This window comes from Collimonas sp. OK307 (genome assembly GCF_900113705.1).
Taxonomy (GTDB): Bacteria; Pseudomonadota; Gammaproteobacteria; order Burkholderiales; family Burkholderiaceae_D; genus Collimonas.
In genome coordinates this window covers 264973-271200 of record NZ_FOQI01000004.1, presented here as the reverse complement: position 1 = coordinate 271200, position 6228 = coordinate 264973, and the positions used below count along the sequence as shown (strand labels likewise).

The 6228-nt window shown below is 58.8% G+C and carries 6 protein-coding genes; 1 reads left to right on the top strand and 5 read right to left on the bottom strand.

What is annotated here, in order from left to right; translation table 11 throughout:
* Window positions 1-160: 160 nt before the first annotated feature.
* From BM205_RS08325 to BM205_RS08315, 3 genes are read right to left on the bottom strand one after another with little or no spacing between them, the layout of a single operon-like run.
* Window positions 161-1399: an ArgE/DapE family deacylase gene (locus tag BM205_RS08325; RefSeq protein WP_092414042.1), complete on the bottom strand. Its 1239-nt coding sequence runs from the start codon at window positions 1397-1399 to the stop codon at window positions 161-163.
* A 36-nt stretch (window positions 1400-1435) separates the two neighbouring features.
* Window positions 1436-2542: an alanine racemase gene (gene alr, locus BM205_RS08320; RefSeq protein WP_092414041.1), complete on the bottom strand. Its 1107-nt coding sequence runs from the start codon at window positions 2540-2542 to the stop codon at window positions 1436-1438.
* A 57-nt stretch (window positions 2543-2599) separates the two neighbouring features.
* A complete protein-coding gene (locus BM205_RS08315; RefSeq protein WP_092414040.1) occupies window positions 2600-3886 on the bottom strand; it encodes a D-amino acid dehydrogenase in 1287 nt (428 codons plus the stop codon).
* Between the two features lie 206 nt (window positions 3887-4092).
* Between BM205_RS08315 and BM205_RS08310 the strand changes: the two genes are divergently transcribed.
* The gene (locus BM205_RS08310; RefSeq protein WP_092414039.1) at window positions 4093-4584 is read left to right on the top strand and encodes an Lrp/AsnC ligand binding domain-containing protein; all 492 of its coding nucleotides are present in this window, start codon (window positions 4093-4095) and stop codon (window positions 4582-4584) included.
* Here the strand turns inward: BM205_RS08310 and BM205_RS08305 are convergent.
* Window positions 4547-5245: an alanyl-tRNA editing protein gene (locus BM205_RS08305; RefSeq protein WP_092414038.1), complete on the bottom strand. Its 699-nt coding sequence runs from the start codon at window positions 5243-5245 to the stop codon at window positions 4547-4549. The two genes, BM205_RS08310 and BM205_RS08305, sit on opposite strands and share 38 nt — an antisense overlap.
* 87 nt (window positions 5246-5332) lie before the next feature.
* Window positions 5333-6187 (bottom strand): pirin family protein, encoded by an 855-nt coding sequence (locus BM205_RS08300; protein ID WP_092414037.1) that lies wholly within the window; start codon window positions 6185-6187, stop codon window positions 5333-5335.
* Between the last annotated feature and the right edge of the window lie 41 nt (window positions 6188-6228).

Sequence of the window (6228 nt, the reverse complement as noted above, 5' to 3'; positions counted from 1 at the left end):
ATCAGTCGGGTGGAAAGACCAACTCGCTGCGCTCAAACATGTCTTCCCACAATTCCCGACTGACACGCGCCACATTTGGCAGCGTCCCCATGCGGAAGGCACGTCAAAAGCAGCTTCAAAAACAACGGCACCCGTAACAGCCTTGTTGTCTGTTCGTTGTTTACTCCGCTAAAAAATCCAGCAAAGTCAGCGCAATCACTTTCGTCGCCTTGCGCAAATCATCCAGCGCCAAATTCTCATCGGCTTGCTTGGCGTTGGATTCCATCAAGGTGCGTGGACCGGCGCCGTACAGTACAACCGGAATCCCATGTTCACCATACAAGCGGGCGTCGGTGTACAGTGCCGAGCCGTTGGCCGGGATGGCTTCGCCGAGGATGGTTTGTGCGTTTCTTTGTATGCTGGCTAGCAGTTTTTCGTGGCCTGGCAATGGGCGTAGCGCGCGTGCCAGCAGCAGGCGTTTGATTTCTACGCGGATGCCAGGCAGGCCTGCTACCGCGGCTTCGATCATCGCTCTTACTTCGGCTTCTACTGCTGTTGGATCTTCTTCCGGAATCATGCGGCGGTCCATCTTCAGGACTACTTTTCCGGGTACCACATTGGTATTCGTGCCGCCGTCAATGCGGCCGACGATCATGGTCGGATGGGTGATGCCTGGAATCGCCGAGGTGATTTTTTTCAGGTCGGGGAGCTTGGCGTAGATCGCTTGCAAAACCTTGGTCGCTGCTTGCAATGCATCGTGGCCGGTTTCTGGCATCGATCCGTGGGTTGCTTTGCCATGTACTGTTACTTCAAACTGCAGGCAGGCGTTGTGCGCGGTGACGACGTTGTAGCTGAAGCCGGGGCCGATTACCAGGTCGGGTTTGGTCAGCTGGTTTTCCAGCAGCCAGCCTGGTCCCAGCAAACCACCGAATTCTTCATCGTAGGTGAAGTGCAGTTCCAGCGCGCCTTTGAGCGGTACGCCTAGTGCTTCCAGCGCGCGTACGGCAAAAATGTACGTGGCGAAATCACCTTTGGATACGGTGGTGGCGCGGCCGTAGATGCGGCCGTTTTCTATTTCGCCGCCATACGGCTGTTTAGTCCAGCCTTCGCCGGGAGGTACCACGTCACCATGCGCATTCAGCGCCAGCGTCGGGCCGGGGCCGGCATATTGGCGGCGGACGATCAGGTTGGTGATGCTTTCCATGCCGTATTCTTTAACTGTGGCGGCCGGTACCGGATGTTTTTCGGCTTGCCAGCCCCAGGCGGTGATCAGCTCGGCTACCGCGTCGGCGTGCGGCGCGTTGTTGCCGGGCGGCGTGTCGGTGGGGATGCGGACGATCTTTTGCAAGAATCCGACTTCGTCGTCAAAGTGGCTGTCGATCCAGCTGGTCAGCTGATCGGATAATTTTGAATTATTCATGATTGTGGGACAAAGTTTAAGAGTCGCTGGGAATGGTCAACTTCCGACATATTCCCGATAGTAGCGCAATCCTAAGCCAGTCAGTATTTCATAGCCAATCGTGTTGGCCGATTTCGCCACTTCATCAACCGGACGGTGCGGCCCGATCAGCTCGACCAGGGCGCCGGCTTGCAGGCGCTCGGCGGCGATGCCGGTGACATCGATGGTGATCGAATCCATCGAGACGGTGCCTACCATCGGCACCGCGCTACCGTCGATGAACACCACGCCGCGATTGCTCATGCTGCGCAGCCAGCCGTCGGCGTAACCGACGCCGACGGTGGCGATCTGCCGTTGCCCGGTGGCGCTATAACTGATGCCGTACCCTACATGGTCACCGCGCTCGATGGTTCTGGTTTGCAGGATACGCCCGTGCAGCGCAACTACCGGCTGCAGCGGATTGGCGGCGCCGGCAACCGGTGCGATGCCATACAGCGCGGCGCCGGGCCGGACCAGGTCGAACTGGTAATTGCGGCCAAGGAAAATCCCGGAAGAGTTGGCCAGGCTGGCGGGCACTTGCGGCAGGCGCTGGCGCAGCGTTTTGAAACGCGTCAGCTGACTTTCGTTCATTGGATGGCCTTGATGCTCGGCGCAAGCCAGATGACTCATCAGGAATAGCGGCGGGATGCTTTCCAGATAGTGTGGGTTGGCCAGCCAGGCTTCGGCTTCAGCCGCTGGCAATCCCATCCGCGACATGCCGCTGTCGACCTGGATGATAGCCGGCAGCGGGCGTTGCAGCGATTGCGCCAGCGCGTGCCAGCCCTGGATTTGTTGCAGGCTGTTGAGTACCGGCGTCAGTCCGTGGGCGATGAATTCCTGTTCCGTCCCGACAGGCGGGCCATGCAACACAAACACCTGCGCCGTTGCCGGCAGATGCGGGCGTAGCGCGATGCCTTCATCCAGATGGGCGACAAAGAAATGCCTGCAACCTTCCGCCGCCAGCGCCGGTCCCACCCGGTCTGCACCCAGTCCGTAGGCATCGGCCTTGACGGCTGCGCCGCAGAGGGCTGATCCTGCTTGCTCGCGCAGCAAACGGTAATTGCTGCGCAGGGCGTTGAGGTCGACCGTCAGGATTGCGCCTGCATTTGCTGCTTGTGGATGCATGATGTGTGCCGTTCAAAAACGTCGTGTTTGCTATCGCAGGTTCGGACCTGTACGGACTCAGGCGTAAGCAGGATGTGCCGATTGCACGCTGTGCTTGCTGTAACGGCCGACCGCCAGGTCGTCCGAGGCAATCGCCGGCCGCTTGCCGGAAATCAGATCTGACAGCAATTGCGCCGAGCCGCAAGACATGGTCCAGCCGAGCGTGCCGTGGCCGGTATTGAGGAACAGGTTGCGGATATGGGTAGCGCCGACGATCGGTGTGCCGTCCGGTGTCATCGGCCGCAAGCCGGTCCAGAAACTGGCGGCGGCCGTGTTGCCGGCGCCCGGGAACAAGTCGTTGACTACCATCTCCAGCGTGGCGCGGCGTTTCGGCTTGAGCGTCTTGTTGAAGCCGACGATTTCGGCCATGCCGCCGACCCGGATGCGGTCGTCGAATCGGGTGATGGCGATCTTGTAGGTTTCGTCGAGAATGGTCGAGACCGGCGCCGCTTCGGCATCGACAATCGGGACAGTGATCGAATAACCCTTGAGCGGGTACACAGGGATATCCAGCAAGGAGCCGAGGAAGTTGGTCGAATAGGCGCCTAGCGCCACCACATAGCGATCGGCTTGCAAATGCTCAGGGCCGCATTGGACGCCGGCGATTTCGCCATTGGCCAGAGTCAGGGCATCGATCTGGAGGTTGTAGCGGAAACGCACACCGAGTTCTTCGGCCATTTTTGCCAGCCGCGTAGTGAACATCTGGCAGTCGCCGGTTTCATCGTTAGGCAGGCGCAGGGCGCCGCTCAGCTTGTGCTTGACCGCTTCCAGCGCCGGTTCCGCCAGCGCCAGCTGATCCGGCGTCAGCAATTCGAACGGGACGCCGGTTTCTTGAAGCACCTGGATATCCTTGGCGGCATCGTCCAGTTGCTGCTGGCTGCGGAACACTTGCATGGTGCCGAGCTGGCGGCCTTCGTAGGCGATGCCGGTGTCGGCACGCAGGACTTTGAAGCAGTCGCGGCTATATTCGGCCAGGCGCACCATGCGTTCCTTGTTGACCGCATAGCGGGCCGAACTGCAGTTGCGCAGCATTTGCCACATCCAGCGCAGCTGGAACAAGGTGCCGTCCGGCGTGATCGAAAGTGGCGCGTGTTCCTGCAACATCCATTTCAGCGCTTTCAGCGGGATGCCTGGCGCCGCCCAGGGCGAGGCATAACCAGGTGAGATCTGGCCGGCATTGGCGAAGCTGGTGTCTAGCGCAGGCCCCGGCAGGCGGTCGATAACCGTTACCTCGTGACCGGCACGCGCCAGATAATAAGCACTGGTAACGCCGACTACACCGCTGCCAAGGATAAGCACTCGCATCTTGAATCTCCGTAACGCCGATTCTTATCTTTATCTTACTGCGTGTGCCGAAAATGCGGTTAGTAAAAGAAAGGGAATGGCGTGTTGATGAATTGTTGTTGTTTCACAGGAATAAGCGCTATGCTAATGGCTATTTAGTAGCATTTGTTACTGTATAAATCGATGTATTCAGGACTTAACACTGAAAATATGAGCAAATTCCGGACATGAGAATCTACAAAGAATCGAACCGCGCCCTGGACAAGCTGGATCGCCATATTTTGCGCTTGTTGCAACAGGATGGCCGGATGTCGATGAAGGATCTTGGCGAGCAGGTGGGTTTGTCGATCACGCCCTGTATCGAGCGTGTAAAACGGATGGAGCGCGATGGCGTCATCGACGGCTATTACGCCCGCATCAACCCGGCGGCGGTGGGCGCCAAGCTGCTGGTGTTCGTCGAGATCACGCTGAATCAGAAATCTGCGCATGCCTTCGAACAGTTCCGGCGCGAGGTGCTGCGCATCCCGGAAGTGCTGGAATGCCATCTGGTATCCGGCGATTTCGATTACCTGATCAAGGCCCGCATTCGCGAGATGGCGGAGTATCGAAAACTGTTGGGCGACATGCTGCTGCAACTGCCCGGCGCCGCGCAGTCCAAGAGCTATGTGGTAATGGAAGAGATCAAGGAGACGCTGGCGTTATCGATGGAGACGAAATAGCGGCGACTGCCTCGGGTGCGTAAACTTGTAAGCTGATCTCGATCCGTTCCTTGCCTTTGCCGGTGTTCTTGCGTTTCAGCTTGAGGCCGCCGATTTCCGCCGTTGAGCGCGGATGGGTGCCGCCGCAAGCCATCCTGGCAAATCCCGCGACTTCCCAATAACGTCTTTGCGCCGCTTCGTCGGTGAAGGCGGTGACGATAGGCAGGTCGGCGCTCAACAGGGCCGCTACCTCGGCTTCTATCTGCGGGAACAGCACGGCAATATTGTTTTCGTCGGCAAAATCGATACGTGCCTTGTCGGCCGAGATATGGGCGCCGATACGCTCTATACCGGGGCGCAGTTGGTAGACCAGCTGCAGGACCATTTCAGCGGCGAAGTGCAGCCGCATCAGGCGATAGCGGCGTTCCCAGTCGATCACGATCTCGACTTCGCTGCCGACTTGCAGGCCATGTCCTGGAGCCAGCGTGTAGACAATATCCAGGCCATCTTTTTCAGCGGACAGCACGGGGTGGCCCGCCACGGTGCCGGCATCGCTTTCCTGGCCGCCGGAGAAGGCAAAGAAAATGGTTTCCGCGAGGCGGATGCGGTCGTTGTCGACAGCGACGACTTTGGTATCAAGTGTCGTGCGATAAGGGTCTTGCCAGAAAAGCTTGAGTGTCATGGCCGAACGGACTGAGGAAAAGTCTGACAAGGATAGCAATGAAAAGGGGCGAATCCGATATTCGCCCTTTTTTTTCCTGCCTAAATCCTAGAACTTGCCATCCTGGAAATCCCGCATCGCCTGTTCCACCTGCTCGCGGGTGTTCATCACGAACGGTCCCCATTGCGCAATCGGTTCATTCAACGGGCGGCCCGCAATCAGCAGAAAGCGGCTATTGCCCTGCGCTTGCACGCTGACGCCGGCGGCATCGGCGGTATTGCTCAGGATCGCCATGCGGCCGGCCGGCGCGGCGCGGCCATCTTCGCCGATGCGCAATTCGCCTTCATATACGTACAGGAATGCGTTGTGGCTCGCCGGTATCGGTAAATCCAGCTGTTGGCCGCCTTCCAGTTGCAGATCCAGATACAACGGTTCGGTGTGCGGCCTTTGTACGGCGCCGTCGGTGCCAAAAGCCGAACCGGCAATCACTTTCACCTTGACGCCAGGCTGCGGCTCTACTTGCGGGATTTCGTCTGCCTGCAGATCGCGGTAGCTGGGGGCAATCATCTTGTCGCCCGAGGCCAGGTTGAGCCACAGTTGGAAACCGCTCATCAAACCGTCTTCCTGTTCCGGCAGTTCCGAGTGCACCAGGCCGCTGCCGGCCGTCATCCATTGCACGCCGCCGGCCTGCAACAAGCCTTCGTTGCCGGCATTGTCGCGATGACGCATGCGGCCGGCCAGCATGTAGGTGACGGTTTCGAAACCACGGTGCGGATGGTCGGGGAAGCCTGCGAGGTAATCTTCCGGCTTGTCCGAATGGAAATTGTCAAGCATCAGGAACGGATCGAGACGGTGTTGCAGGTCGTGTGTCAGAACCCGCACCAGGTTTACGCCTGCGCCGTCCTGGGTCGCAACGCCGGTGACCAGGCGTTCGAGTTGGCGATTGAAAATTGGCTTGCTCATGAAATTCTCCGTTCCTTGATGGCTTGACGAATTGTTGCTTG

What these genes read in the sequence shown, in the direction of transcription:
- BM205_RS08325 (WP_092414042.1), bottom strand. Translation starts at nt 1,399, where the DNA reads ATGAATAATTCAAAATTATCCGATCAGCTGACCAGCTGGATCGACAGC.
- BM205_RS08305 (WP_092414038.1), bottom strand. Translation starts at nt 5,245, where the DNA reads ATGACACTCAAGCTTTTCTGGCAAGACCCTTATCGCACGACACTTGAT.
- BM205_RS08310 (WP_092414039.1), top strand. Translation starts at nt 4,093, where the DNA reads ATGAGAATCTACAAAGAATCGAACCGCGCCCTGGACAAGCTGGATCGC.
- BM205_RS08300 (WP_092414037.1), bottom strand. Translation starts at nt 6,187, where the DNA reads ATGAGCAAGCCAATTTTCAATCGCCAACTCGAACGCCTGGTCACCGGC.
- alr (WP_092414041.1), bottom strand. Translation starts at nt 2,542, where the DNA reads ATGCATCCACAAGCAGCAAATGCAGGCGCAATCCTGACGGTCGACCTC.
- BM205_RS08315 (WP_092414040.1), bottom strand. Translation starts at nt 3,886, where the DNA reads ATGCGAGTGCTTATCCTTGGCAGCGGTGTAGTCGGCGTTACCAGTGCT.